23 protein-coding genes and 3 riboswitches are annotated in these 25,753 nt (G+C 50.5%); of the genes, 18 read left to right on the plus strand and 5 right to left on the minus strand.

The window, feature by feature from the left end:
• Window positions 1-4 precede the first annotated feature (4 nt).
• The 3 genes from urtC to urtE are packed head-to-tail and all read left to right on the plus strand — an operon-like array spanning window position 5 to window position 2,529.
• Window positions 5-1,090 (plus strand): urea ABC transporter permease subunit UrtC, encoded by a 1,086-nt coding sequence (urtC, locus tag AC50X8_RS28570; protein WP_056034881.1) that lies wholly within the window; start codon window positions 5-7, stop codon window positions 1,088-1,090.
• Window positions 1,059-1,838, plus strand: coding sequence for an urea ABC transporter ATP-binding protein UrtD (gene urtD, locus AC50X8_RS28575; RefSeq protein ID WP_494882931.1), 780 nt, complete (start codon window positions 1,059-1,061; stop codon window positions 1,836-1,838). The genes urtC and urtD overlap by 32 nt, the downstream gene beginning before the upstream one ends.
• Window positions 1,816-2,529 (plus strand): urea ABC transporter ATP-binding subunit UrtE, encoded by a 714-nt coding sequence (gene urtE / locus AC50X8_RS28580; protein ID WP_494882933.1) that lies wholly within the window; start codon window positions 1,816-1,818, stop codon window positions 2,527-2,529. Before urtD ends, urtE begins: the two co-directional genes overlap by 23 nt.
• Window positions 2,530-2,589: 60 nt before the next feature.
• Here the strand turns inward: urtE and AC50X8_RS28585 are convergent, their stop codons facing one another.
• Together AC50X8_RS28585 and AC50X8_RS28590 are read right to left on the minus strand one after the other, a co-directional pair.
• Window positions 2,590-3,612: an iron chelate uptake ABC transporter family permease subunit gene (locus AC50X8_RS28585; RefSeq protein WP_494882935.1), complete on the minus strand. Its 1,023-nt coding sequence runs from the start codon at window positions 3,610-3,612 to the stop codon at window positions 2,590-2,592.
• A gap of 119 nt (window positions 3,613-3,731) precedes the next feature.
• On the minus strand, window positions 3,732-4,328 hold the full coding sequence (locus AC50X8_RS28590) for a TetR/AcrR family transcriptional regulator (protein WP_056034870.1): 597 nt from the start codon (window positions 4,326-4,328) through the stop codon (window positions 3,732-3,734).
• Between the two features lie 145 nt (window positions 4,329-4,473).
• Between AC50X8_RS28590 and AC50X8_RS28595 the strand changes: the two genes are divergently transcribed.
• Window positions 4,474-5,109, plus strand: coding sequence for a DUF2306 domain-containing protein (locus AC50X8_RS28595; protein ID WP_056034867.1), 636 nt, complete (start codon window positions 4,474-4,476; stop codon window positions 5,107-5,109).
• Window positions 5,110-5,117: 8 nt separating this feature from the next.
• On the opposite strand, the gene AC50X8_RS28600 is transcribed toward AC50X8_RS28595, so the two are convergent.
• Both AC50X8_RS28600 and AC50X8_RS28605 read right to left on the minus strand, forming a co-directional pair.
• A complete protein-coding gene (locus AC50X8_RS28600; protein WP_494882937.1) occupies window positions 5,118-6,941 on the minus strand; it encodes an alpha/beta fold hydrolase in 1,824 nt (607 codons plus the stop codon).
• A gap of 94 nt (window positions 6,942-7,035) precedes the next feature.
• On the minus strand, window positions 7,036-7,611 hold the full coding sequence (locus AC50X8_RS28605) for a TetR/AcrR family transcriptional regulator (protein ID WP_494882939.1): 576 nt from the start codon (window positions 7,609-7,611) through the stop codon (window positions 7,036-7,038).
• A 187-nt stretch (window positions 7,612-7,798) separates the two neighbouring features.
• Here AC50X8_RS28605 and AC50X8_RS28610 point away from each other — a divergent pair, with 187 nt between their 5' ends.
• The 14 genes from AC50X8_RS28610 (at window position 7,799) to spoVT (ending at window position 25,186) form a co-directional block, all read left to right on the plus strand.
• The gene (locus tag AC50X8_RS28610; RefSeq protein ID WP_494882941.1) at window positions 7,799-8,974 is read left to right on the plus strand and encodes an asparaginase; all 1,176 of its coding nucleotides are present in this window, start codon (window positions 7,799-7,801) and stop codon (window positions 8,972-8,974) included.
• Window positions 8,975-9,032: 58 nt separating this feature from the next.
• Window positions 9,033-9,181, plus strand: a riboswitch (guanidine-I (ykkC/yxkD leader).
• 214 nt (window positions 9,182-9,395) lie between these two features.
• Window positions 9,396-10,571, plus strand: coding sequence for an asparaginase (locus AC50X8_RS28615; protein WP_494882943.1), 1,176 nt, complete (start codon window positions 9,396-9,398; stop codon window positions 10,569-10,571).
• Between the two features lie 144 nt (window positions 10,572-10,715).
• Window positions 10,716-10,864: riboswitch (guanidine-I (ykkC/yxkD leader) on the plus strand.
• Between the two features lie 182 nt (window positions 10,865-11,046).
• A complete protein-coding gene (locus AC50X8_RS28620; protein WP_494882945.1) occupies window positions 11,047-12,063 on the plus strand; it encodes an ABC transporter substrate-binding protein in 1,017 nt (338 codons plus the stop codon).
• Window positions 12,064-12,068: 5 nt separating this feature from the next.
• Window positions 12,069-12,869, plus strand: a complete 801-nt coding sequence (locus tag AC50X8_RS28625; protein WP_056034985.1) for an ABC transporter permease — start codon at window positions 12,069-12,071, stop codon at window positions 12,867-12,869.
• 560 nt (window positions 12,870-13,429) lie between these two features.
• Window positions 13,430-14,302 (plus strand): SPFH domain-containing protein, encoded by an 873-nt coding sequence (locus AC50X8_RS28630; protein WP_494882947.1) that lies wholly within the window; start codon window positions 13,430-13,432, stop codon window positions 14,300-14,302.
• A gap of 13 nt (window positions 14,303-14,315) precedes the next feature.
• Entirely contained in the window at window positions 14,316-14,516 is a 201-nt protein-coding gene (locus AC50X8_RS28635; protein ID WP_056034846.1) for a type II toxin-antitoxin system antitoxin, read from the plus strand.
• Between the two features lie 241 nt (window positions 14,517-14,757).
• Entirely contained in the window at window positions 14,758-15,549 is a 792-nt protein-coding gene (locus AC50X8_RS28640; RefSeq protein ID WP_494882949.1) for a hypothetical protein, read from the plus strand.
• Between the two features lie 148 nt (window positions 15,550-15,697).
• Window positions 15,698-15,847: riboswitch (guanidine-I (ykkC/yxkD leader) on the plus strand.
• A gap of 49 nt (window positions 15,848-15,896) precedes the next feature.
• On the plus strand, window positions 15,897-16,622 hold the full coding sequence (locus AC50X8_RS28645) for an urea amidolyase associated protein UAAP1 (RefSeq protein WP_056034840.1): 726 nt from the start codon (window positions 15,897-15,899) through the stop codon (window positions 16,620-16,622).
• A 2-nt stretch (window positions 16,623-16,624) separates the two neighbouring features.
• Entirely contained in the window at window positions 16,625-17,275 is a 651-nt protein-coding gene (locus AC50X8_RS28650; protein WP_056034837.1) for an urea amidolyase associated protein UAAP2, read from the plus strand.
• 22 nt (window positions 17,276-17,297) lie between these two features.
• Window positions 17,298-20,999, plus strand: coding sequence for an urea carboxylase (uca, locus tag AC50X8_RS28655; protein ID WP_494882953.1), 3,702 nt, complete (start codon window positions 17,298-17,300; stop codon window positions 20,997-20,999).
• Entirely contained in the window at window positions 20,996-22,822 is a 1,827-nt protein-coding gene (gene atzF, locus AC50X8_RS28660) for an allophanate hydrolase (RefSeq protein ID WP_494865508.1), read from the plus strand. The genes uca and atzF overlap by 4 nt, the downstream gene beginning before the upstream one ends.
• 177 nt (window positions 22,823-22,999) lie before the next feature.
• Window positions 23,000-23,848 carry an ABC transporter ATP-binding protein gene (locus tag AC50X8_RS28665; RefSeq protein WP_081418788.1) on the plus strand — a complete coding sequence of 283 codons (849 nt, stop codon included), beginning with the start codon at window positions 23,000-23,002 and terminating at the stop codon, window positions 23,846-23,848.
• Window positions 23,849-23,872: 24 nt separating this feature from the next.
• A complete protein-coding gene (locus AC50X8_RS28670; RefSeq protein WP_056034830.1) occupies window positions 23,873-24,106 on the plus strand; it encodes a hypothetical protein in 234 nt (77 codons plus the stop codon).
• A 537-nt stretch (window positions 24,107-24,643) separates the two neighbouring features.
• On the plus strand, window positions 24,644-25,186 hold the full coding sequence (gene spoVT / locus AC50X8_RS28675; protein WP_046234419.1) for a stage V sporulation protein T: 543 nt from the start codon (window positions 24,644-24,646) through the stop codon (window positions 25,184-25,186).
• A gap of 53 nt (window positions 25,187-25,239) precedes the next feature.
• Here spoVT and AC50X8_RS28680 read toward each other — a convergent pair whose 3' ends face one another.
• Window positions 25,240-25,647 (minus strand): hypothetical protein, encoded by a 408-nt coding sequence (locus AC50X8_RS28680; RefSeq protein WP_494865512.1) that lies wholly within the window; start codon window positions 25,645-25,647, stop codon window positions 25,240-25,242.
• Window positions 25,648-25,753 lie beyond the last annotated feature (106 nt).

Genomic DNA, 25,753 nt, shown 5'->3' on the forward strand with positions numbered 1-25,753 from the left:
GAAAATGGAACAGCGAAGGTTATCACCCCAGCGATTGTGGATTTTGGCAGGTTATGCGGCTGCGGCCGCGGCGTTGTTCTCGGCGCCGATGTTTTTAAGTGATTTCCGCCTCAATCTGCTCGCAAAATTTCTTGCTTTTGCTATTGTGGCGCTAGGACTGGACTTGATTTGGGGCTATACAGGCATTCTCAGCCTCGGCCATGGCATCTTTTTTGGAATTGGCGCGTATGCGATGGCGATGTACTTGAAGCTGGAGGCGAGCGGCGGGAAGCTGCCGGATTTCATGGGCTGGAGCGGGCTTAAGGAGCTGCCACTGTTCTGGCAGCCGTTCAGCAGCTTTGGCTTTGCGGTAGCGATGGGCATAATAATGCCCGCGCTCCTGGCGCTATTTCTCGGCTTTTTCACCTTCCGCAATCGAATTCGTGGCGTTTATTTCACGATTTTGACGCAGGCGTTGGTTATTATTACGACGACGCTGCTCGTCGGGCAGCAGGCTTTTACGGGCGGGACGAATGGCGTGACGGGGTTTGGAAAAATATTGGGCGCTTCGCTCGCCTCCCCTGATACGAAGCGGATTTTATATTTTGTTACGGTGCTGGTGCTGATTGCTGTTTTTGTAGCTTGCCGCTACGTTGTCGGCAGCCGCTTCGGCAAGGTGCTTCGCGCCATTCGCGACGGGGAAAACCGCGTGCGCTTCATCGGTTATAATCCTGCGATGTACCAAATGGCTATTTTCACTTTATCTGCCGCATTTGCGGGTATCGCGGGTATGCTGTTTGTGCTCCATGTTGGCATTATTTCGCCTTCCATGATGGGCATCGTGCCCTCCATTGAAATGGTGCTGTGGGTGGCCATTGGCGGGCGCGGCACTTTAATTGGGGCGGCGCTGGGCGCTGTATTGCTCAATTGGGCAAAAAGCGAATTCAGCACCTCTTACCCCGAAGGCTGGACCTATTTTCTCGGTGCGATGTTTGTCATCGTAGTTGTATTCCTGCCTAATGGCTTAACGGGACTGCTTGGCAAAATCAAGCTCGGCAAAAAGCGGAGGGTGACGAAAAATGAGCCAACCATTGAGTATCCTGCAGTGTAATGATGTGACGGTAGAGTTTGACGGTTTTAAAGCCATCCAGGGCATGAGTCTCACCTTGGCAAAAGGAGAGCTGCGCTTCCTGATCGGTCCGAACGGCGCGGGCAAAACGACGATGCTCGATGTGATCTGCGGCAAGGTGCGGCCATCAAAGGGGCAGGTCACATTCAATGGCGATATCGACATTACGCGAAAAAAAGAGCATCAAATTGCGGAGCTGGGCATCGGCCGCAAGTTTCAGGCCCCATCTATTTTCCCCTCCATGACGGTGCTGGAAAATCTGGAGATCGCGCTGCGCCAGCGGCGCGGGGTGTTCGCTACTCTGTTTGCAAGGCTTCAGGCTGGAGAACAGAAACGGATGAAGCGGCAGCTGGAGATGATCGGGCTGGCAGATCAAGAAGATAGCCGTGCTGGCGGGCTGTCGCATGGCGAGAAGCAGTGGCTGGAGATCGGCATGATGCTGCTGCAGGAGCCGAATATTTTGCTGCTCGACGAGCCGGTTGCCGGCATGACCGATAAGGAGACGGATAAGACGGGGGAGCTGCTTCAGGAAATTGCGCGTGAACGCTCCATCGTTGTCGTTGAGCATGATATGGAATTTGTGCGCAGCTTTGCAAGCAAGGTGACCGTTATGCACGAGGGCAAGCTGCTCAAGGAAGGCACGATGGAGGATGTGCAGCGGGATGACCGGGTAGCGGAGGTGTACTTGGGAAAAAGGCGGGATGCGGATGTTAGCCGTTCAACAGCTTGAAGCGGGTTATGGAGAAAGCATTATTTTGCGCGATGTATCGTTAAAGGTGGAGGCAGGCGAGGTTGTGTGCCTGCTCGGGCGTAACGGCGTCGGCAAAACGACGTTAATGAAAAGCATTATGGGGCTGCTGAAAGCACGCCATGGAACAGTAGCTTACAACGGCGTAGATCTGACGAAGCGCGCACCGGGCAGAAGGGCGAAGAGCGGCATGGGATATGTGCCGCAGGGCAGAGAGATTTTCGGACAGCTCACCGTATACGAAAATATTCTTATCGGCTTGGAGGCTGCGCCGCGGGAGAGGCGCGGGCGCGGGCAGGCGAATATGATCCCGCCTGATGCCATTGCGAAATTCCCGGTGCTGCCGGAAATGTATGCGCGGCGCGGCGGTGATCTCAGCGGCGGGCAGCAGCAGCAGCTCGCTTTCGCCAGAGCGCTCGCTTCGCAGCCTTCGCTGCTGCTGCTCGATGAGCCTTGCGAGGGGATTCAGCCCTCCATCGTGGATGATATCCGCGAGGTCATTCGTTCCATTAAGGCGGATGGCCAGACGGCGATTTTGCTCGTTGAACAAAGCCTCGACTTTGTAAAAAGCGTGGGCGATTATTTTTATATATTAGAAAAGGGCGCTATCGCATGGGAAGGAACACTCGCGCAGTTGAGCGACGACGTAATCAAAAAGTATTTGACGGTTTAATGCCCCGCTTCAAAGCAGATAACAAGAGAAAAATGAAAGTCTTACTCTAGGCAGGAGCCTTTAGAAGAGTAAGGCTTTCTTTTTGCGATAATAACTCCATAGCATAACAATAAATAAGGGAATGGCAAACACGTTGGTGAATTGGGCAAGCGGCATTTCGAAAATGGGGGAGAGAGATTTGCTGAATATATTTGCAAGTAATAAGATAATGGCTCCGATTATAGCTGAGCCTGGAATAATAATGCTGTAATTATTTCCACACCATTTACTTAGTAAGACTGATGATGCAAATCCTACACATGCTACGGGACCAACAAACCATACGGCAATGCCAGTCATAATGGTAATGATTACAGTGGACAGGATGTGAACAATAACTCCAGCGCTTCTCTCATTATTATAGTGTTTGGAAATAAGGCTGGACATCAAGGTGGCGGCAATTAGGGCAGCAATAATTACAAAAGCCAGAGTATATGACTCTCCTTTGAAAATGCCATGCCCCCGAATGGAAGAGATAGTGGCTTCCTCGCTAAATCGGTTAAGCATATAAAGCAGCGCCAAGATAAAGTGAGCGGCTGTTCCAATGAAGGCGCCAGCAAAAATAAGCTGGATGGAGGACGTAGAAATTTTTAGTAAACGAACAACGGCGTATAGAAGGATGTAGCCTAGTATACAACCTACCATAGTGGTTGCTACTGTAAGAGTAGAAACGCTAATTGAATTTTGCATACTAGTTATGCTAGACCAAGTAACGAGTAAGGAGAGGCTTGCCATTTCTGTCAGTCCAAAAGTTGTGGGTGCAGCCAGACGATTGCGTGTCAGCCCTTGAAGCATAGCTGCGGAACAGGCCAGTGCTGCTCCTGCTAATGCAATGGCTATGGTATTAGGGAGCCGCAATGTCGTCAATACCACGTACGCATCGGCCTCCCAATATTTTACAAGAATAACTTGTTTAAAGTCATTAAGTGTAAACCCCATGGGCCCCGTAGACAAAGACCAAGCAAAACAAGCAATCACCAGAATAGGCCCTAAAATAAACAAGGCAGAGACAAACAGCGGGTTCACTTTCGTACGTGTTGTCATGAAGCAGTAGTCCTTCCTGAAAAAATCTATTTTCCTTTATATCGGAAATATAGCAGGGAAATTTTAACCGGACTGTTCATCACCTTAGTATGGCGACCGCTGGCAAATCTATTTTTCAATTAAGAAACGGCGATTGTGGCCTTTAAAAATGTTTCTATATTATCTATAGAATAATTCACATATTTATTATCCTGTGTGAGCCGGCTGACCATAATGCCTCCTTCAAGGGAGGAGAAGATAAAGGAGGCGGTTGATTCTAAATCGCAATCCGCCCGAAATTCGCCTCTGGCTATGCCTAGCTTCAAAATCTCCTGTAACATGGCAAGCGAGCCTTCAAAAGCGGCAATCGTATGTCCGCGAAGAGCAGGAAAAGCGTGATCGCTTTCGACTGCACTAATAATAAACGGGCAGCCGCCCTTTATTGGAGTATTGTTGACTGTATCACTGTAAATATGGCAAAGCGCCATGATTTTGCCGAGTGCTGTTTCTGCACTTCCCACGGCCTTCTCGAAATGCTCTTGCAGCACTTCTCCCGCATAGGCAAAAGCTTCAAGAGCAATTTCATCCTTGCTGCTAAAGCTCCGATAGATACCGCCTTTCGTTACGCCAGTTGCCTCAATAATATCCTGGATCGACGATCCCGTAATTCCCTTTTGATTAAAAAGCTCCGCCGATTTTATAATAATATGACGGCGTGTTTTTTCTCCTTTACGCATGGGCGGTCAATCTCCTCTCTATAGTTACAGCTCTCGTTTCATGGTTGTCTAAGTATTGTAACATTTTGCAGATGAAACAAAGAAGCGAATGAGCTACAATAAAAATACCGAACGGTTCGGTTTTTAAGAGGAGGAGAAATAGCTTATGAAGTCTCTATCAAGCAGGTCCTTATATTCCTTAATGGTTGCCGCAGCAGTGATTTACATCGGTTACGTCGTTTATCAAAATTTCTTCTATGACCCACAGGCGACCGCCTTCTTGGAGCATAAAACGAAACGCCCGACCAATGCGGCCGCCTGGCTGATTGTCATGTATGTGCATATTGTGTTCGCAAGCCTTGCGATGGTATCCGGGGCAGTCAATTTTTCAGGAAAAGTATTAGCCCGCTTTAGAAAGCTTCACCGTGTCAATGGCTATGTGTATTTGATTGCCGTTCTTGTTGTCGTCCTTAGCTCAGGCTATATGGCCCCTTATACGACAGGCGGGAAAATCAATAGCATTCCCTTCAATATAATCAATATGGCATGGACAGCGATGACAATTGCGGCAATTGTTCAAATTAGAAAGAAGCAGGTGGTCAAGCATCGCAAATGGATGGTAAGAAGCTATGTTTTTTGCTTTACAAACATGTTCATTCATAGCCTTACATTTGTATCGCAGCAAGGGTTTGGCTTGGATTACGTCACCAGCTACACGATCGGCGTCTATGGATCTATTGTCTTGAACCTTCTAATTGCAGAGTTGGTTATTCAATTTATTTATAGACGTAGGCCTGCCTAATGCAGGAGCTATTGCAACAGCAGCTGGGCAGTTTGCTCTGGATGAGAAATCGGAAAATGATGCCCATAAGGAAGGCTGCTCAGCTTCAAATGGCGGTAACGATCAGGCAGTTCATAATTCCGCTCCTTCTCTCCCCATAAAATATGCACCTTCTTCTCATCCCACTGCTCCGGCGATAGCTGAAAGCTTTGCGGGCGTGTCAGTTCGCGCAATAGCTCGGCAAGTGTTTTTCTTACCCGCGGTGAGCGCAGCTCCTCCTGCACATAACGGATATATTCAGCTGGAATTTGTGCCTCTGATTCGAAGCAGCTTTGCTTGATCAGCGACTTCACCAGCGCAGCCTCACTCATGCGTGAGAGCGCCATTTCTGTAAGCCAGCGCTGTTTATACATGGACGGTGCCGGATGAAAAACGGGCTGCAGCAGTCCGAGCGCTTGAATTCGCTCCGGCAGGCGCTCCATGACTTTGGCAGCGAGGAGCGCTCCGTAAGAATGCCCGATTAAGGTAACGGGAGTATCCATTGCTTCGATGGATTCTATAAAACTCTCCACGTGGCCGTCAATTACATGGGAGTTGTGGTGATAAGGGCTTCTGCCCAACCCGGGGAGGTCAGGGAGCCATACGTTGGCATTCTGAAAATGATTAGCCAGAGGAATCAGGCAATCCGCTCCGCTAAAGGTGCCAGGTATGAAAATAATAGGATTTCCGCTGTTATTGTTATTGTGCAGTGCAGTCATATTGCCTAACTTGCTCTGCTTGTAGCCTTTATGTGCCGTCACTGAATGCGAGAGGCGAAAATCGAGGTCAGTGATCGTATGGCGCAGAGCGGACGGCGTTACCCTGTAGTCCAGCGCATATTTTTGTTGGATATGTCGGGCTGAATCGAGCGAATAAGAATCGTCTACGACAAAGCTCAGCGATTCTTGGGGAATGCCTAGCTTGCTGCCCAGCGGGCTTCCAAGCACCTTGGATAAGAAGCTAAGAGGCAGAGAACCAATGGGTTTTGCTACGCGAAGCTCCTCTGCCATCGTTGTAATAAGCTGCCTCATATTAGGGTTGTCTTCCTTTGCTTGCAGCAAATAAAACGTTTGGCTGATGGGCTGCTCTTCTTGGGCAAGTGCGGCGATAAAGGCTGCGGCGTGATCGAGATGGAACAGGGGCAGCCAATATTTCTCGCCTCCCGGCACAAGCGCCATCAACTTTCGGCGTGCAGCATCAACTAACAGACCTAGACCGCCGAGCTGCTCCGTCTCTCCTGTTGCGGAATCGCCAATGACGACGCCGGGGTGAACGACGGACAGGGGATAGCCTTGCTTTGTACTTTGCTCCCGCATGTGCAGGTCTGCAAGGAACTTGGCTTGTTCGTAAGGCGGCTCATGGTTGAGAGACGCAATAGCCTGCTCTTTTTGCGATAGATCCTCATTGCGAAAGGGGCTTTTAAAGCCGACCAAATGGATAAAATGGCGCAGCGTCGTCTCCGCATGAATAAGTGAGGCTATATCAGCCATATGCTGCGAGGCTTGTAAAAACACTTGTTTTGCCTGCTCGTCGCTCAGTCTGATATCCATAGGGCCTCCCGCATGAATAATGACTTCTGCTGTTTTCACTCGTGCCAAATCCTCTTCATTCAAACCTAATAAAGGCTGCGTCAAATCACCGCATACCGGTTTGATGTACTCGTTATGCTGCTGAAGGTCCAGCTTGTCCAAAAGCTGCTCATACTTGTTTAAAGAACGAACTAAAACGGTCACGTGCTGCTTGGTTTGTGCAAGTGCCTGTATCAATCGTTGTCCAATAAATCCTGTACCGCCCGTAACAAATAAATGTGCCATGTGCTTGCTCCTTCTGTATCAATCATTTTATTAGTTAAGAGGGAATCATCCTCTCAAGAAATAGTACTATTTAGTACTAAAATGTTCAAAAAAATTACTTTAGCAAGGCTGCTAAAGCATGAAACGCATGTTGAACGGTATTTGGATTCTGGCTGGCATGCTGCAAAAATAAAGCTCCTTCAATCGTAGACAGCATGAGCGCGGCGGTTGGTTCGACTGGTAAGTCGGACTTGAGCTCCTTAAGCGCTATCCCCTCATACAGCAATTGCTCGATAAAGGAAAGCTGGCTTTGGAAAAAACGGCGGAACTGCTCGCGGAAAGGGCCATTCTCCAGCGGTGCCTGCGTATAGAGGGTCAGAAATGGGCAGCCGCCAAGGCAGCGTACATCCTGCTCGGTCAATAGCTGGACTAATTTATCCAGACGCGTAAGTACAGGGATGTCAGTCTGCCTGCCAATGTGCTGGAATAAGTTTTCATATTGGCTGATCATCCGTTCAATAATGGCGGACAGCAGCTCTTCTTTGCTTTTAAAATAATAATAGATGTTCGTTTTGGACACTTTGCTGGCAGCAACGATGTCATCCATGCTCGTAACCAAATAACCTTTGCTCAAAAATAACTGTTGGGCCGTGTGCAAGGCAATCTCGCGGTTGGATTGTTTTGTTTTCATACTAGTACTGTATAGCACTAAAATTATTTTGTCAATGCTTGCACATGCGCAGACTGCTTCAATAGAACCTATCACATTATCATAAAATGAATGCCAGTTACCCTTATAAAATCTCTTGTTAAATATATACATATGATATAATATAATACAATAATGACTGCATTATTGTTAACTGGAGGGATTCGATATGATGCTATCTATTAGAAGGATGACTATTTTTTCGCTTTCTGCCATTATCGCACTCGTAACATTTATTTCTCCCGTAGGGGCCGCTGAGGCTGCTATCCAGGCAATTGCTTTCCCTGAGGTGCCTGCTTCCTTCCAGAAATCGAAGCTCCCTAACATTCTGGTTATTGGTACAGGAGGCACGATTGCTGGACAATCGACGGATGAGACAAGCTTTCAAACGTACCGTGCGGGTACGCTTTTAATTAAAGATATGGTGAAGAGCCTGCCGAATCTGGATAAGATGGCAGACGTTGAGACTGTGCAGTTTGGCAACAAAGACTCATCAGCTTATCTGATGGACGACTTGGCAAGCCTGTCGATGACAGTGGATGCAGCGTTGAAGAAATACGACGGTGTAGTCGTTACGACAGGTACAGATACGATGGAGGAAATCGGTTATTTTCTTGATCTTACGGTTCGCAGCTCGAAGCCGGTTGTTATTACGGGCTCTATGCGCCCGTGGACAGTGATCGGAAGCGATGCTCCGGCGAACTTGTTCAATGCGATTAAGCTGGCAGCAAGCGGCAAGACGAAGAAATTCGGCACCGTGCTCATGCTGAATGATGAAATTCATGCTGTGCGCGAAGTGACGAAAGCAAATGCAATGCGTCTCGACACATTCGAGTCGCCAGGATTTGGCCCGCTGGGCTACATTGATGAATCGATTATTCAAATTTACCGCGTGCCGACAAGAGCGCTGAAAACCGATGCAGAGTGGGCAACGCCGTTTGATCTGTCCAAGCTGCCGAAGGCCGGCTTCTCGAAGGTTGAAATTGCTTATTCGTATCAAGGTGCTGGCGGCGAGGCGATCAAAGGCTTCGTAGACGGCGGGGCGAAAGGGATTGTTACAGCGGGTACGGGAGCTGGCGGCATTTCCGCTGCAATGAGGGAAGAACGTACGAAGGCGATTGAGAAGGGTGTTGTTTTCGTAACGACGACAAGAACCGGATCGGGCAATATTTATGGCGGCAGCGATGGGATTTTGGCAGGGGATAATTTGAATGCTGCTCATGCTCGTATTCTGCTTATGCTGACTCTGACTTACACAAGCGATTTCCCAACTATGCAAAAATGGTTCACTACTTACGGTGCGCTGGAAGTGCCGGAAGATACTGCGGTGAAAGCTGCTGCATAATACAAAGCATTTTAGATGAAAAACATATGGTTCCTATGCTGGCTGTACACATCGGGAACGACAAGCTGTCCAGGGTTCCGTTGACAGGCCGCAAGCATGCTTGCGCCTTATCAAGTCTGGTCCAAAAGACGGCGTACGGCGGGCGTGCACCTATTGAGAGATGACAGCAACCGCTGTGTAACACGGAAGGATAAAAGCCTGGGAGATCACAATCTCCCAGGCTTTTGTTTTTTTTAGAAATATAAGGAGCGGGACAAGGCGATCTCGCGGTTGGATTGTTTTAGCAGAAGACCTCACACCGTCATTAAATTTATGTTAGTTATTCTTACACATATAGGTATAAAGTCACTTGTTTGATTTAAATATGTGAGATAATATAACGCAATAGAGATTACATTATAGTTAAGTGGAGGGAACCAAGATGATGCTGTCTATTAAAAGGATGACTGTTTTTTCGCTTTCTGCCATTATCGCACTCGTAACATTTATTTCTCCCGTAGGAGCCGCTGAGGCTGCTATTCAGGCAATTGCTTTCCCTGAGGTGCCTGCTTCCTTCCAAAAATCGAAGCTCCCTAACATTTTGGTTATTGGTACAGGCGGCACGATTGCTGGACAATCGACGGATGAGACAAGCTTTCAAACGTACCGTGCAGGTACGCTTTTAATTAAAGATATGGTGAAGAGCCTGCCGAATCTGGATAAGATGGCAGACGTTGAGACTGTACAATTTGGCAACAAAGGCTCATCGGCTTATCTGATGGATGATCTGGCAAGCCTATCGATGACAGTAGATGCAGCGTTGAAGAAATACGACGGTGTAGTCGTTACGACGGGTACGGATACGATGGAGGAGATCGGTTATTTCCTCGATCTTACGGTTCGCAGCTCGAAGCCGGTTGTTATTACAGGCTCTATGCGTCCATGGACAGTAATCGGAAGCGATGCTCCGGCGAACTTGTTCAATGCGATCAAGCTGGCGGCGAGCGGCAAGACGAAGAAATTCGGCACCGTGCTCATGCTGAATGATGAGATTCATGCTGTGCGTGAAGTGACGAAAACAAACGCGCTGCGTCTTGACACATTTGAGTCGCCAGGATTTGGCCCACTGGGCTACATTGATGAATCGATTATTCAAATTTACCGTGTGCCGACAAGAGCGCTGAAAACCGATGCAGAGTGGGCAACGCCGTTTGATCTGTCCAAGCTGCCGAAGGCCGGCTTCTCGAAGGTTGAAATTGCGTATTCGTATCAAGGAGCTGGCGGCGAGGCGATCAAAGGCTTCGTAGACGGCGGAGCAAAAGGGATTGTTACAGCGGGTACAGGAGCTGGCGGCATTTCCGCTGCAATGAGAGAAGAGCGTACGAAGGCGATTGAGAAGGGTGTTGTTTTCGTAACGACGACAAGAACCGGATCGGGCAATGTTTATGGCGGCAGCGATGGGATTTTGGCAGGGGATAACTTGAATGCAGCTCATGCTCGTATTCTGCTTATGCTGACTCTGACTTACACAAGCGATTTCCAGACTATGCAAAAATGGTTCACTACTTACGGTGCGTTGGAAGTGCCGGAAGATACTACGGTGAAAGCTGCTGCATAATACAAAGCATTTTAGATAAAAACGACGTAAATTAACATGACATGAGTATTGACAGAATGTTGGATGCCCTACTATAATACAGATAAATGTAAGGTATTCTAACAAAAAACATATGGTTCCTATGCTGGCTGTACACATCGGGAACGACAAGCTGTCTAGGGTTCCGTTGAAAGGCTGCAAGCGTGCTTGCGCCTTATCAAGTCTGGTCCAAGAGACGGCGTACGGCGAGCGTGCACCCATTGAGAGATGGCGGCAACCGCTGTATAACACGGAAGGATAAAAGCCTGGGAGATCACAATCTCCTAGGCTTTTGTTTTTTTAGAAATGTAAAAATGTATGAGTTACATACTTATACATTTTTATATTTCACCCTCGAAATGGCAGCTTTGCTGCCAGAGGACGGTGACAGCTGTTTACGCTTAGCCCAATCTCCCGTTATTCAGGGGCTGGAGCTATAAAGACAAGGGGTGGGACAATGAGACGGTCGTGGAAGGTTTGGCTCTTAGGGTTGCTTGTCGTGTCGGTGTTTGTTGTGTCGGGTTGCAGCAGTTCAGAAGGCAAAGCGGAGGAAGGAGGGGGAGGGGAGTCGATTACGATTGCCCTAAGCCCGTGGCCGGGCTGGTATATGTGGTATGTAGCAGAGGAAAAAGGTTTTTTTGAAAAGCATGGCGTTAACGTCAAGCTGGAGTTTTTCCCGGTATACAGCGACTCGCTGCAAGCTTTGGCAACGGGGAGAGTCGATGCGAACAGCCAGACGCTGAGCGATACGCTTGCTCCTTTTTCAAAAGGAATTCCGCTTAAAGCGGTTCTGGTAAATGACAATTCTTTTGGCGGCGATGCTATTGTCAGCAAACCGGAAATTCAGTCGATTCAGGATTTGAAGGGAAAAACGGTTGCGACGGAGCTTGGAACTGTCGATCATTTGCTGCTGCTGACTGCCTTGGCGCAAAATGGCATGAAGGAAGAAGATGTGAACTACGTCAATATGACGGTAAATGATGCGGGACCCGCTTTTATTTCGGGAAAGTCAGATGCTTCTGTGCTGTGGGAACCGTTTCAGACGATTGCGGTGAAGGAGGGCAAGGGGAAGGTATTGTTCTCTTCTAAAGATACGCCGGGGCTTATTCCGGATCTGCTTGTGTTCCGTGAAGAGGTCGTGCAGAAGCGTTCCGCTGAAGTGCAGAAGGTGGTGGATGCTTGGTTCGATGCGCTTGCGTATTATGAAGCCAATCAGGAAGAAGTGCTGAAGCTGCTCGCTGCTAAGGCGGAAACGACCCCGGAGGATCTCAAGCTGGGATTTGACGGCATCAAGCTGTTCTCTCAAGCGGATAATGTCCATGCCTTTGAGAAGCGTGATGAATATACCTCGCTTGAGTATACGGCGGGGCAGACGGCGAATTTCTTGCGCGGACTTGATATGGTCGGTGACATAGATGACGTGAGCGGACTATTCGACTCGCAATTCGTCAAAAATACAACAGCAGGGAAGTGATGGCGATGAAAGCAGTTCGGCGGCGGAAGCCGCATCGGATACAGATTTTTAAAGATATCGGCCCCCGGGCGTTTGCGCTTACAGCTAGCTGCTCTTTTCTGCTCCTTCTGCTGCTCTGGTCGCTGCTGAGCTATACGGAGGCAGTGAACCCTGTATTTTTGCCGAAGCCGCATGTCGTTCTGACTACCTTTATAGAGCTGCTCGGCAGCTCTGATTATTGGAATCATATTGGCGTTAGCTTATTTCGCGTAATGTCGGGCTTCCTGTTGGCATGTGTATTGGGCATTCCCATCGGGATATTGGCTGGAACGTTCAAGTTCGGCGAAGCGCTGGTGGAGCCGCCGATGGAATTTATTCGCTATATGCCGGCGGTCGCTTTCATTCCGCTTATTATGGTATGGGCAGGGATTGGGGAGTGGGCCAAGGTGCTGCTTATTTTCATCGGCTGCTTCTTCCAGCTGGTGCTGATGGTAGCTGACAATACGCGCAGGGTGTCGCAAGATTTGCTGCAAGCCTCTTTTACGCTTGGAGCAGGTCGTTGGAAGGCGATTGAGACGGTGCTGATACCGGCGATCCAACCGCAGCTCATGCACACGATGCGGCTTATTCTCGGCTGGGCATGGACGTATCTGGTTGTGGCGGAGTTGGTTGCGGTTAACAGCGGGCTGGGATATGCGATTATGAAGGCGCAGCGATTTTTGAATACGGAGGAAATTTTTGTTGGTATTTTCGTCATTGGATTGCTGGGCTTGATTAGCGACCGCATTTTTGCCTTTTTGAACCGCAGATTATTTCCTTGGGTATAGCGTTCGAGGACTGAGGTTCCGCTATTTTGGCTTTTGATCTGATTTTGGGCCGTAAGCGGACAGGGAATCCGTTATCACCTATATAATCCTGTCAAAATGGTGATGGGGAGTGCGTTAGCTGCTCCTGAGTCCGCTGTCTGGCCGTAACCCTTGATTTTGTTAAAATAGCGGCTGTTGTGTCCGCCAAGTCTACCTTGGTGAAGGGTGTGAACTCCTGAAATGAAGAACGCGAAGCATTCGATCGGGATCGGGAGTTATAGGGATCTGGCTTGCTTGCGCTTACATTCACGTTCATGGTTGCATCCATATCCTAGTTAAAAAAGAATATCAGTACCTGCTATGCGAGGCTTGCAGTCCAATAGGGAGATTTCCCTGAGGATTGTGGGCCTTTTTTAAATTATAGGATAGTATATGATTTTTCCAGCCTCTCTCTATATTTCTGCGCGAAACGACAGCTTTGCCGCCAGAGGACGGCTTCAGCCGTTTGCGCTTGCTTGCATATAAATGTAAAAAGTGATATCATAAATATATCAAATTAATACTAAGGGGTGTTCTGACCGATGAAGGAGTACAAAGCTTGGCATGTGAATGGATTTTTAGCATTGCTCATTGGCATATTGTCACTTGTTGGGGGAGTTATTCTTATTGTGTTTGGCGCATCGGACTCACAGCCGGACTTTCTTTTGATTATTGCAGGTGCTTTGCTGATTCTTGTTTTTGTTATCGCCGCTTCCTCGCTGACGATTGTGCAGCCTAATGAAGCGAAGGTCATCACCTTTTTCGGAAAATATATCGGTACGGTAAGGAATGCGGGGCTGTGGATGACGCTTCCGCTGACGAACAAGCAGAAGGTGTCGCTTAAAGTGCGCAACTTTAACAGCCATACGCTGAAAGTCAATGATGCTGACGGCAATCCGATTGAAATTGGAGCGGTTGTTGTATTTAAAGTGACGGATACATCCCGTGCCAGCTTCGATGTCGACAATTATGAGCGTTTTGTAGAAATCCAAAGCGAGACGGCTGTTCGCCACACGGCGGCGCAGCACCCATATGATACGCATACGGATGAGAATGCGATGTCGCTCAGAGGCAATTCGGAGGAAGTGGCTGAAGAGCTGCTCAAGGAGCTGCAAAGCAGGCTTGCTGTTGCGGGAGTTGAAGTGATTGAGACGCGGCTGACGCATCTGGCCTATGCGCCGGAAATTGCTAGCGCGATGCTGCAAAGGCAGCAGGCGACAGCGATTGTGGCGGCTCGCCAGAAAATCGTTGAAGGCGCAGTTGGTATGGTAGATGCGGCGTTGAAGCAATTGGAGGATAGTGGAATTGAGCTGGACGTGGAGCGGCGTGCGGCGATGGTCAACAATCTGATGGTGGCGATCGTATCGGATCGTTCTGCTACTCCGGTCATTAATACCGGGTCTTTGTACACGTAAGGAGCTGTCGATAATGGGAAAAGAAAAGAAAGCTTTTCCGCTCCGACTGAATCCTGACATTCACCGCGCTCTGGAGCAATGGGCTAATGAGGAATTTCGCAGCGTTAATGGACATATTGAGTTTCTGCTGCGCGAGGCGCTTAGCCGCTCTGGCAGGCTGCCAAAGCCAAAACCAGCCGAGCCTCCGGAAATTGCTGGTGAGCCTAAGGAATAGAGAGAAGCAGATAGAGAGCCTGATTATGGGCAAGAGCAAAGCCAAACAGCAGCTGCCGTCTAAGGACGATAAGCTGCTGTTTGGCTTTGTTTGAGGTGGGGGATTCACTGGGTCAGCGGTCATTAAACGAGCGCGGCTGCCTTGTAACTTTTTTATGGAAGGAAGCGTCGTTTACTTTAAAGCTATTAGTATGTATGTTGCAGGCATGAGGGTTAATGGTATAGCAGATGGGGGGATGAAAATGAACAAAAAGCGGCAGAGTTCATCTCTGGTGCTTGTTATTGTGATGGCATTTGTATTTGTCTCGGGAGCAGCGGCTGTTTATTTCTTGAAGGGCAATCATAAGGAGGTTCCTGCCGGTACAGATGCGGCTGATTCGGTTCGCTTGGAAACGGAGAAGGTTGGACCTGAGGTGCTCGTGGTCGAAGGGGCTAACGGCGAGAAGGTGGAATTAGCTATTGGGGATATCCCGCTCTATAAGGAATATTTAGGCTTGCAAGCTCATGCTGCTGATATTGAAAAAGAAGTCAAACGGACTCAATTGGAAATGCTCGATATCGCTGATCAAGAACGTTTTATTTTGCTGAAGTACAATTGTGGCAATAAGCAATGCTCGACTATTTTGGTGAAGGAAAGTAATTCCGGGCTTGTGAGCGTTGGCTTGGCGGACGGCATTTTTCAAGATTATAAGCTTTCTCCAGAGAAAAATAGGCTGTTATTGAGATTTGGCTACAATGAGGGCGGGCAGATTGTCCGGAATGTGTTGTTTGCTGTTGATTTGGTGCAGATGAAGGTTGTTCCATATGAGAGGGCGGAACTGGGCGAGGTGTATATGTACACGCCAACTTGGCCGATTCCTGACTACGAATGGGTAGATAATAATCAATTTTGGATAGCTTCGGCTGATCTGCAATCATCTAAAACGGGGTTTGAAGAAGTTCGAAATTGGTTCGCTTCAAGTGAACGAAAAATCAAGAAGATTACTATTTCGCTAAACCGAGAGGAGCGATTAGACGCATACTCAATGCCGTAGAAGGGTGAGTTGTTTATATAGCGTCATATTTAATGTTATATTATCTAACATAAATGTTGACAAGTGATATTCAATGGTCATATAATCTATTTAGTGTTAGGTTATGTGACAATTGAATATGGGTTTCCGTTGCAAAATAAACTGGAAACAAACCGCTGTCTAGGGTTCCGTTAGGTGCATATGGGGATTGCCTCCTCTGATGAAAGCTAAGCCTGGTCCGAGAGACGGCATACAGTCGAATATAAGCGCTGCTGGCGCGAATCGCTGTATAACACGGAAGGATAAAAGCCTGGGAGATCAATCTCCCAGGCTTTTTTTATTTATATTCACGGGGAGGCGGAGTGGAAATGAGTAAAGGGTGGAGCAAGACAATTGAAGCTGGAGGCAAGTGGTCAGGTGTTATTGGACGGGGGAGGCTCATCCGTTTGACTGCCCTTGAAGGTGGGGCTAATGTGTCTGCCATGCTGTTCAGTGCCGCAGATCTGAATGAACGCTACAATATGCCGGATACCCTTAAGGCGCAGCATACCTCACATCTGACCAAAGGGAATGTGTTGATGAGCGACAACGGACGCGCAATGGTCAGCATTGTAGAAGATGAGCTTGGCTGGCATGATCCGCTTGGCGGCTACACAAGCCGCGAGCTGACGGATGAGCGCTATGGTGCGACGACTTATCAGGAGCTTCGAAACGGCTGGCTGCGAAGCGGGCAGGAAAATTTGGCGGTGGAGCTCGTGCGAAGCGGCATGGGTGTCAGAGATTTAATGCCGGTCGTCAATTGGTTTTCCAAAATCAGCTGCGACGAGCAGGGTGATATGCATTATGCGGAGCATCATTGCCAGGCGGGCAGCGCTGTAACGCTTAGGACGGAAATGGATGTGCTGCTAGTGTTATCGAATACGCCTAATCCGCTCGATGCAAGAAGGGGCTATCCATCGGTTCCTGTGCTGATTGAAGTATTGGCTGCGGAAGCGGTAGACCGGGAGCATGATTACTGTGTGAATTATCGTGCGGAAAATCGCCGTGCGTTTGAAAATACGTGGGAATACGATGCTTTACGAGGAGGCGAATAATAATGGCCGCATTTAATCTGATAGAAAGCCCGCGCAAGGTAGCGGAGGCTGTATACAGTAAAACGATTTTGGCGGGTGATGGCTGGATGCATGATCTGCTGCCTGGCCAAGTGCTCAGAATTGTCGATCTGGAAGGCAATCAGGCGGCGGACACGCTTTTTTACGACGCTGATCAGCCGGAAGATCACTATAGTGCCATCGCGACGATTGCGGGGCAAGCGAACGTATATTTAACGGCGGGGTCGGTGCTGCGGGCGGAATCGGGCAAGCCGCTCGTGACGATCATTGCCGATACATGCGGACGCCACGATACGATTGGCGGCTCCTGCTCTGCCCAGAGCAACACGGTGAGATATGCCCATGAAAAGCTGCATATGCACAACTGCCGCGATACGTTCATGCTCCAGCTGTCGAAGCGGGAGGCGGGTTATACAAAGCGCGATTTGGCGCCGAACGTAAATTTTTTCATGAATGTGCCGGTGACCGCTGAAGGAGGCTTGCAGTTTGCGGACGGCGTATCCGCGCCTGGCTATTACGTAGAGATGCAATCGCACGGCAGGACAACGGTGCTCATCAGCAACTGTCCGCAGCTTAACAATCCTTGCAATGCCTATAACCCAACACCTGTACAGGTGCTGATCTGGAACGAATAAATAAATGCGGGGAGAGGTCGCTATGTTTACAAAGGTACTGATTGCTAATCGTGGCGCAATTGCCGTGAGAATCGAGCGCACGCTGCGCAAGCTGGGCATTCAATCTGTTGCTGTCTACACGCAGGCAGATCAAGACAGCAGGCATGTCGATAACGCCGACGAAGCGGTATGGATTGGGGATGGTCCCGCCAAAGAGAGCTACTTGAATGCGGAGCTCATTCTTCAGACGGCGATCGCAACAGGTGCGGAGGCGATTCATCCGGGCTATGGATTTTTGAGTGAAAATGCAGACTTTGCCCGTGCTTGCGCCGAGCGCGGCATCGTATTCATCGGCCCGACTCCGGAGCAAATGGAGCAGTTTGGGCTGAAGCACTCCGCTCGTGAGCTGGCGTCAAGGGCGGGTGTTCCGATGCTGCCGGGAACCGAGCTGATTGACAGTGTGGAAGAAGCGGTGCTGCGTGCGGAGCAAATCGGATACCCGGTTATTTTGAAAAGCACGGCAGGCGGCGGCGGTATCGGTATGCGGGTGTGTGACGATGAGCAGGCGCTGCTTGCTGCTTATGAGGGGGTTCGTCATCTGGCGGAGACGAATTTCAAGAACGGCGGCATGTTTTTGGAAAAATACATCGCCAAAGCGCGCCATGTCGAGGTGCAGATTTTCGGCAACAGCTATGGCGAGGTTGTTGCGCTCGGTGAGAGGGATTGCTCCGTGCAGCGGCGCAATCAGAAGGTGCTGGAGGAAAGCCCGGCGCCCCATTTGCCGGATAGTGTCCGCGCGGCCATGATGGAGTCGGCAACGAGGCTCGCTGCCGAAGTGGGCTACCGCAGTGCGGGGACGGTGGAGTATTTATATGACCCGGAAACGGCCGCTTTTTATTTTCTGGAAGTGAACACGCGGCTGCAGGTAGAGCATGGTGTTACGGAAGAAGTGCTTGGCCTCGATCTCGTGGAATGGATGGTGCGGGAAGCGGCGGGCGAGCTGCGCGATTTGCATACGCTCGTGAAGAAGCCGCAGGGACATAGCATTCAGGCGCGGATTTACGCCGAGGATTGCCTGCAGGGCTTTCGCCCGAGTGCGGGGCAACTGGATCAAGCGAGATTTTCGGAGCAGGCGCGCAATGAAACATGGGTGAGAGATGGCATGACCATTACGACGCTGTATGACCCGATGCTGGCGAAAATTATCGTGCACGGCACGGATCGCGACGATGCTTTGCGCAAATTGGGCGAGGCGCTGGCCCAGACGCGGATGTACGGACTGACGACGAATTTGCAATATGTGCAGGCGCTGCTTGAGGATGCAGCTTGCAAGGAGGGGCTTGTTTATACACGGATGCTGGAGGGCTTTGCGCCAGTGGAGCAAGCCATTGAGGTGCTGGATGGCGGCGTGCAGACGACGGTGCAGGATTGGCCCGGAAGAGTCGGGCATTGGGATGTCGGTGTGCCGCCATGCGGACCGATGGACCCTTACTCCTTCCGTCTCGGCAACAAGCTGCTCGGCAATTCGGATCAGGCAGCGGGCCTGGAGTTGACATTGCGCGGAGGTTCTTATCGCTTCCGTAGTGCAATGCGGTTTTGCCTGACGGGTGCTGATATGCAGGCGAAGCTGGATGGCGAGCTTGTTCCGCTGTATGCGCCTATTCTAGCAAAGGCGGGTCAGGTACTCAGCTTCGGCGAGGCGGCGGCGGGGCTTCGGACGTATTTGCAAATTGCAGGCGGACTGGATATGCCGCTTATTCTGGGTAGTGCTGCAACGTTTACGCTGGGCGGCTTTGGCGGTCATGGCGGCCGGGCGCTGCGAGCTGGGGATGTGCTGAGAGTGCACGGCGCTGGCAGCATGCTATCACATGAAATGGCGTTCTCTGAACATTGCTCGGAGCTGTCGCGAGACTATTTATCCGCACCGTTAGCGGTGGAGTTTGCTCCTGTGTACCGTCCGGCCATTACAGGGCAATGGACAATCGGCGTTATACCGGGACCGCATTGTACAGAGGAATTTTTGCGGCCGGAATATTTGCAGCAGTTAACCGAAACGCAGTGGGAGGTTCACTTTAACAGCTCCCGCACAGGCGTGCGTTTAATCGGCCCAGCGCCGCTTTGGACTAGAGAGGATGGCGGAGAGGCGGGGCTGCATCCTTCTAATATTCACGACAATGCCTATGCTGTGGGAACGCTTGATTTGACGGGCGATATGCCGATCCTGCTGGGGCCAGATGGCCCGAGCCTCGGCGGTTTTGTATGTCCGGTTACGACGGCTTCGGCCGAATTTTGGAAGCTGGGGCAGCTGCATCCCGGCGACAAGGTCTATTTTCAGCTATTGACGCTTGAAGAGGCTGATGTGCTGCGCGAGGCACAGGAAGCTAATCTGCGGGCGCTTGGCGAAGGCGACATGGCGTCACTTCAAGAGCTGAAGCTTCCTGAGCCTAGGGGGCAGCTGCTTTCGCCGTCCTATCCGCTGCTCGTCAGCGAGGAGGAGGGGCGGCGTTTTCCCATCGCTATTCGGTGCAGTGGGGATGAGAATTTGCTCGTGGAATATGGCGAGCTGAAGCTGGACATTTTGCTCCGTTTTCAGGTGCATGTGCTGATGGAGGCCATACGGGCGGATGCTTCGCTTCCGGTGCTTGATCTTACGCCGGGCATTCGCTCGCTGCAGGTGCATATCGATCGCACTCGCATCACGGCCCGCGATGCTTGCCGCCGCTTGCTGGAGCTGGATAGCCTGCTGCCGCCGCTTGAGACCATTGAAGTTCCATCGCGAATTGTGCGGCTTCCGCTGTCATGGGACGATCCGTCCACGCAGCTGGCGATAGACCGCTATCAGCAAACGGTGCGTCCGGATGCTCCATGGTGCCCGAGCAATATAGAGTTCATTCGCCGGATCAATGGCTTGGAGGATAGGCAGGATGTGCGGCAAATCGTTTTCGATGCCAGTTATCTGGTGCTAGGTTTGGGCGATGTGTACTTGGGTGCGCCAGTTGCTACGCCCATTGATCCGCGGCATCGTCTGGTGACGACCAAATATAATCCGGCGCGGACGTGGACGCCTGAAAATGCAGTTGGAATTGGCGGAGCCTACATGTGCGTCTATGGCATGGAAGGGCCGGGCGGCTATCAATTTGTTGGGCGCACGATTCAAATGTGGAATAAGCTGCAGGCGACGAAGAGCTTTACGGCGGGCAAGCCGTGGCTGCTGCGGTTTTTTGACCAAATTCAGTTTTATCCGGTTGCTGCGGATGAGCTGCTGAAGATGCGTGAGGACTTCCCGCGTGGGCGCTTTGATGTCGAAATTAAGGAGACGACCTTTCAACTGAATGACTATTTGCTATTTCTTGCTTCTATTGAAGAGGATGCGGCATCGTTCCGCGACACCCAGCAGGCGGCGTTCAAGGCAGAGCGCGATAGCTGGAAGGCGCTTGGGCTTGCGGAATATGTGTCTGAGCAGGATGGTGCGGCTCAAGGCGAAGAAAAGGAGCTTCCTGCGGGAGCGGAGGCTATACGCTGCAATATGCCGGGAAGCGTCTGGAAAGTGCTCGTAGGTCCGGGTGATCAGGTGAAAAAGGGCGATACGCTTATCATTGTCGAAAGCATGAAAATGGAGTTTTCCCAGCAGGCATCCTGTGACGGGGTCGTTGCTTCGATCTATGTCAAGCCTGGTGATGAGGTTCATACTGGCCAGCTTGTTGCTGGCATTATGCAAATCCAGAAAGAGGTGTCGCTCGTATGACGGCTGTTACTTTTCCTGAAGTGCTTACGATGCAGTGGCTGCGTGAAAAATATGCCGCCAAGCAGCTTGCTCCTGAGGCGGTTATTGAAGAAATCATCCGCCGTTCCGAGCGGGATGCCGCAATGAACATCTGGATTACACCGCCTGCGCTTGCGCGGCTGCGCCCTTATTTGGAGCGGCTCGCGCTGCTTGATCCGGCAAAAACGCCGCTCTGGGGCATTCCTTTCGCGATCAAGGACAATATCGACGTTGCTGGCTGGCCGACAACGGCAGCTTGTGCGGAATTTGCCTATACGCCAGAAGAAAACGCCACTGTAGTGGAGCGTTTAGTTCGGGCGGGAGCCATTCCGCTGGGCAAAACCAATCTCGACCAATTCGCCACCGGCTTGGTCGGCATGAGAAGCCCTTACGGCGAGGCGCATAATGCTTTGCGCCCCGAGCTGATCAGCGGCGGCTCGAGCTCCGGCTCGGCTGTCGCTGTTGCCCGCGGCCAAGCGGTATTCTCGCTTGGCACAGACACCGCCGGCTCCGGCCGGGTGCCGGCTGCGCTGAACGGGCTTGTCGGCTATAAGCCGACCCTTGGCGCGTGGCCGACCAAGGGCGTCGTGCCTGCCTGCGCCAGCTTGGACTGTGTGACGGTATTCGCCCCCAGTATAGATGATGCGCTCGCCGTCGATAGCTCCGCTCGCGGCCTCGATCCCGCTGATCCATGGTCAAGGGAGGTTGCGCGCTCTGCGAGCGGCCTGCCGTCCAAGCTGTATTTGCCGCTAGAGCGTCCGGCCTTTTATGGACCGTATGCGGGCGATTACGTTCAGGCATGGGATGCCTCCGTTCAACAGCTGCAACAGCTGGGGATTGCTATTGAAAATGTGGATTGCAGCTTGTTTGCGGAAGCGGCAGCTGAGCTATATGAAGGTCCTTGGGTGGCAGAACGCTGGGCTGATCTGGGCAGTTTTATCGAAAGCCATCCCGGAATTACGGTGCCTGCAACGGAGCAGGTGCTTCGTTCGGGAGCTGCTGAGCGCCATACGGCAGCTTCCGTATTTGCTTCCATGCATCGCTTGCAAGCCTTCAAGCTGGCGGCAAAGAGCCTGCTCGATGATGCAGTGCTGGTTATGCCTACCTGTGGCGGAACGTGGACGCGTGAGCAGGTGCGCGAGCAGCCTATACAGACGAATACGGCAATGGGCGCTTTTACGAACCACTGCAATTTGCTCGATCTAAGTGCGGTAGCTCTTCCCTCGGGGGAGGCAGCGGAGCGGTTGCCTTTTGGCATAACGCTGTTCGCATTAGCGGATCAAGAGCATCTGCTTGAAGGCTTGGGGAGGCTGTATGCCAACCAGACAATGGAGTCTGGGCAGTCGGGCTGGACGGAGTGCAGTCAAAATAGCGCAGTTGCAGCAGTGCCATCCGAAACCGTCGACGCCGATCAGACGACGCTAGTGGCTGTATGCGGTCTCCATATGCGCGGATTCGCATTAGAGCGGCAAATGCACGCTTTCGGAGCGAGCTTTGTCAGGGAAGCGAGCACGGCGGCTAAATATGAGCTGATTAAGCTTTCTACGACGCCGGCAAAGCCTGGCATGATTAAGCTGGATCGAGGTGGCGTATCGGTCGCGCTGGAGCTTTGGCGAATGCCGCTGGCGCGTTTCGGCGAGTTCGCGGCTCTTATACCGGCGCCACTGGGCATAGGAAAAGTGGAGCTGGAGCATGGAGAAGAGGTGCCGGGCTTTATTTGTGAAGGCTATGCTCTTGGAGGGGCAGAGCGAATTTCGGCTTATGGCGGCTGGCGAAAATATGAGCAGGCTACAAGTATAATGTAAATAAACCTAACATATAAATTGACAAATAGTAAAAATTTGCGGTATTCTAATTAAAATTGTTAGATTACCTGACAAATCGGGCGGCAGTTAGTCAAATCCGATGCCGGTTTGCTTGCTGGAACGCAAGCAGGCTAGGCAGCGCAAATTGAACGCTTATGGAGGCGATCACGTTTGAATATGGCGACGGTAACAGCGAAAGCGAAAGAGAAAGAGCAGCCGAAGGAGAATGTATTGGCGCAACACGCGCCAGCTGCCGTAGCGGCTGCTGGCAGCGGAACGATCGAAATCCGCGATCTCCATAAGGTATACCAAACGAAAAAAAGCAGCTTTGAAGCGCTGCGTGATATTCAGCTCACTATTGGCTCCAATGAGTTTTTGACGATACTGGGCCCGTCTGGCTGCGGCAAATCTACGCTGCTTCGCATGGTCGCCGGACTTGATGAGCCTTCGAGCGGCATGCTTGCTTTGGATGGCGAAGAGATTGTCGGGCCCGGTGCAGAACGAGGCATGGTCTTTCAAGGCTACACGCTGTTTCCGTGGCTGACGGTGCGTGAAAACATCGAATATGGTCTCAAGCTGCAAGGGGTACCCACGCTTGCGCGCCGGGCGATCTCCAATTATTGGCTCAAAATCATCCGCCTTGAGTCGTTCGACAAGTCATATCCGAAGCAGCTTTCAGGGGGAATGAAGCAGCGTGTGGCCATTGCCAGGGCGCTTGCCAATCGCCCGAAGGTGCTGCTGATGGATGAGCCATTTGGCGCGCTGGATGCCCAGACCAAGCTGGAGATGCAGGAGATGCTGCTGGATGTGTGGCAAAAGGAGAAAACCACCGTGCTTTTCATTACGCACGATATTGATGAAGCCATCTTTCTGTCGCAGCGCATTGTCGTAATGGGGGCTGGCCCTGGGCGGATTTTAAAGCAATTTAAAGTGAACTTGCCTGCGGAGCGTTCGCCAGAAGTGCGTGAGCACCAATCATTTTTAGCTTTAAAGCGCGAGCTTGCCGATCTGCTGAAGCATGATTGAGTGATTTTAAAGGAGGAGTTAATAATGGAGAAACTGACTAGGGCTGTGCTGGAAGAGGAACAGAAAGATCAGCGGAATTTTCCTACTGCCGAGGTTCTCAAGGCTCGTCCCAAACTGCTTGCGGCTATGGCTTTGCTTGCTACCGTCATGTTATTCAGGCATCCTGCCGCTCTTAATGGAGCAGCGGGATGTTTTTCTTTTCGGGGAGAAGAAGGGCGAAAAGAGGAGGCCTGCGGAGGGCAAGAACGAAAAGCTTAACCGGATCAGGGTTAAATCAAAATGGTGGAGCTGCTGGCCAAGAGCTGGATGAAGCGACAAATATTTAAAAATTTCGTGAATATTCGCCCGCTGGAACTAGGAAATTAGTCCGGGAACGAGCTGCCTGCCGCCTTTCAGGAGTGCTGAAAGGCGGTGTTAATGAAGGGGATGTAAAGGGTAAAATGATTTGAAGGGTTGCTGTTCAAGGTGCGTGCATAAGAAATTGGGAGCGGATGAATACTATGGTCAGATTCACAGCAAACGAGTTGCCTGGCTTGATCAAGTAAAGAACGGTCATTCGAATGGCGGCCTTCGTCATGCATCGAAAAACGACTGCTTCAGCATTCGAGGCTTCCCGCCTGTTAGCCGTGTTTTTTAAAATATAAGACTTTATAAGTTCCTTGCTTATAACCCGCTTATATTTCAGCGCGAAACGAGCCTTTGCCGCTGCATTTCGGCGATAGCCGTTTACGCTATTAGACAGGTAGTTCGTACCCAGTAGACTTAAAATCCTCTAGGAAAGTGGGGCAACATGAAATGAAAGCAACTGGAATTGTACGCCGCATTGATGATCTTGGGCGTGTAGTTATTCCGAAGGAAATTCGCCGGACACTACGCATTCGGGAAGGTGACCCGCTTGAAATATTTGTGGATCGCGATGGGGAGGTTATTCTCAAGAAGTACTCTCCTATTGGCGAACTCGGGGATTTTGCCAAAGAATACGCAGAATCGCTGTTCGAGAGCACGAATCACGTGGCGCTCATCTCTGACCGGGATACGATTATTGCGGTAGCCGGAGCCTCTAAGAAAGACCTGTTAGACAAGCAGGTTGGGCCGATACTGGAGAGCTGCATGGAGAACCGCAAGGCTGTAGCCGAAACGACTCCTGGCGCTTATGAGATGATTAAAGATATAAGTGACACTTTTTCAGCCTTCGTTATAGCACCTATTATTGCAGGCGGAGATCCGATCGGTACCGTGGTGCTGCTGAGTAAGGATGAAGCTGTGAAAATGTCGATTATGGAGCAAAAAATGGCTGAGACCGCTGCTGGTTTTTTAGCGAAGCAAATGGAGCAGTAGGACAGGCTGTCCCTACAAACGAACAGTCCCGGTGCACACAGCAGGTTAGCTGTTTAAGCACCGGGCTTTTGCGTGTTTATAGCGGCATCATCTTGAACGGCGAGCTCGCCTGCATAAAGCAGCTTGAAATATTTGTAGCCCAATATACAAAAAGCAATTAAAAAAACGAGTTGTTTAATCAGCATAGGCACAGGAATGAAGTCAGAAACGATCCAAACATCCAACAGGACGGTGAACACGATGATTTGGGTCATCATTTTTGTTCGCAGTTCTGTCCTAATCCACTTTTTTACATGTAAAAGAGCGATTCCGCCGCACAGCATCAATATGAGCCAAATAAAAAAAATGTCTTTATTGAGCGAGTAGCCGAATAAGGAGCCATAAAGCAGTGATGAGGCAATGCTGGAGAATTTATGCAATTTTTGCTCGTTGGCATTTAAATTATTATAGGTCCTTTTCATTTAGTTACCATGTGCCTTGCGAGTAATTTGGGAAAAATCCATCCCAGTTTAAGCCATATAAACGCCATTTTTTTTATTAACCTTGGCTTGGATGATTAAATAACAC

The organism is Paenibacillus sp. JT22N15 (genome assembly GCF_059383755.1).

Excerpts from the sequence above, each read along its gene's own strand:
- urtC (WP_056034881.1), top strand. The coding sequence starts at position 5 with ATGGAACAGCGAAGGTTATCACCCCAGCGATTGTGGATTTTGGCAGGT.
- urtD (WP_494882931.1), top strand. The coding sequence starts at position 1,059 with ATGAGCCAACCATTGAGTATCCTGCAGTGTAATGATGTGACGGTAGAG.
- urtE (WP_494882933.1), top strand. The coding sequence starts at position 1,816 with ATGTTAGCCGTTCAACAGCTTGAAGCGGGTTATGGAGAAAGCATTATT.
- AC50X8_RS28585 (WP_494882935.1), bottom strand. The coding sequence starts at position 3,612 with ATGACAACACGTACGAAAGTGAACCCGCTGTTTGTCTCTGCCTTGTTT.
- AC50X8_RS28590 (WP_056034870.1), bottom strand. The coding sequence starts at position 4,328 with ATGCGTAAAGGAGAAAAAACACGCCGTCATATTATTATAAAATCGGCG.
- AC50X8_RS28595 (WP_056034867.1), top strand. The coding sequence starts at position 4,474 with ATGAAGTCTCTATCAAGCAGGTCCTTATATTCCTTAATGGTTGCCGCA.
- AC50X8_RS28600 (WP_494882937.1), bottom strand. The coding sequence starts at position 6,941 with ATGGCACATTTATTTGTTACGGGCGGTACAGGATTTATTGGACAACGA.
- AC50X8_RS28605 (WP_494882939.1), bottom strand. The coding sequence starts at position 7,611 with ATGAAAACAAAACAATCCAACCGCGAGATTGCCTTGCACACGGCCCAA.
- AC50X8_RS28610 (WP_494882941.1), top strand. The coding sequence starts at position 7,799 with ATGATGCTATCTATTAGAAGGATGACTATTTTTTCGCTTTCTGCCATT.
- AC50X8_RS28615 (WP_494882943.1), top strand. The coding sequence starts at position 9,396 with ATGATGCTGTCTATTAAAAGGATGACTGTTTTTTCGCTTTCTGCCATT.
- AC50X8_RS28620 (WP_494882945.1), top strand. The coding sequence starts at position 11,047 with ATGAGACGGTCGTGGAAGGTTTGGCTCTTAGGGTTGCTTGTCGTGTCG.
- AC50X8_RS28625 (WP_056034985.1), top strand. The coding sequence starts at position 12,069 with ATGAAAGCAGTTCGGCGGCGGAAGCCGCATCGGATACAGATTTTTAAA.
- AC50X8_RS28630 (WP_494882947.1), top strand. The coding sequence starts at position 13,430 with ATGAAGGAGTACAAAGCTTGGCATGTGAATGGATTTTTAGCATTGCTC.
- AC50X8_RS28635 (WP_056034846.1), top strand. The coding sequence starts at position 14,316 with ATGGGAAAAGAAAAGAAAGCTTTTCCGCTCCGACTGAATCCTGACATT.
- AC50X8_RS28640 (WP_494882949.1), top strand. The coding sequence starts at position 14,758 with ATGAACAAAAAGCGGCAGAGTTCATCTCTGGTGCTTGTTATTGTGATG.
- AC50X8_RS28645 (WP_056034840.1), top strand. The coding sequence starts at position 15,897 with ATGAGTAAAGGGTGGAGCAAGACAATTGAAGCTGGAGGCAAGTGGTCA.
- AC50X8_RS28650 (WP_056034837.1), top strand. The coding sequence starts at position 16,625 with ATGGCCGCATTTAATCTGATAGAAAGCCCGCGCAAGGTAGCGGAGGCT.
- uca (WP_494882953.1), top strand. The coding sequence starts at position 17,298 with ATGTTTACAAAGGTACTGATTGCTAATCGTGGCGCAATTGCCGTGAGA.
- atzF (WP_494865508.1), top strand. The coding sequence starts at position 20,996 with ATGACGGCTGTTACTTTTCCTGAAGTGCTTACGATGCAGTGGCTGCGT.
- AC50X8_RS28665 (WP_081418788.1), top strand. The coding sequence starts at position 23,000 with ATGGCGACGGTAACAGCGAAAGCGAAAGAGAAAGAGCAGCCGAAGGAG.
- AC50X8_RS28670 (WP_056034830.1), top strand. The coding sequence starts at position 23,873 with ATGGAGAAACTGACTAGGGCTGTGCTGGAAGAGGAACAGAAAGATCAG.
- spoVT (WP_046234419.1), top strand. The coding sequence starts at position 24,644 with ATGAAAGCAACTGGAATTGTACGCCGCATTGATGATCTTGGGCGTGTA.
- AC50X8_RS28680 (WP_494865512.1), bottom strand. The coding sequence starts at position 25,647 with ATGAAAAGGACCTATAATAATTTAAATGCCAACGAGCAAAAATTGCAT.